The organism is Nocardioides gansuensis (assembly GCF_003076135.1).
Classification (GTDB): domain Bacteria; phylum Actinomycetota; class Actinomycetes; order Propionibacteriales; family Nocardioidaceae; genus Nocardioides; species Nocardioides gansuensis.
Genome location: NZ_QDGZ01000041.1, coordinates 1 through 261, shown reverse-complemented (window position 1 = coordinate 261; position 261 = coordinate 1). Strand labels below are relative to the sequence as shown.

1 protein-coding gene is annotated in these 261 nt (G+C 69.7%); it reads left to right on the top strand.

What is annotated here, in order from left to right; all coding sequences use genetic code 11:
• Window positions 1–261 (top strand): GMC family oxidoreductase N-terminal domain-containing protein (locus DDE18_RS22525; RefSeq protein WP_211754725.1); only part of this gene is annotated, 261 nt, incomplete at both ends.

Genomic DNA, 261 nt, shown 5'->3' with positions numbered 1-261 from the left:
GCGGTGGCGAGGGCCCGCTGCACCTGGAGCGGGGCAGGTGTGACAACCCGCTGTTCGGTGCGTTCTTCGAGGCCGCCCAGCAGGCCGGCTACCCGCTGACCGACGACGTCAACGGCTACCGGCAGGAAGGGTTTGCGCCCTTCGACCGCAACGTGAAGAACGGGCGTCGCTGGTCCGCTGCCCGGGCCTACCTGCACCCGGTGCTGGACCGGAAGAACCTGACCGTGCAGACCTTCGCCTTCGCCACCCGGGTCCTCTTCG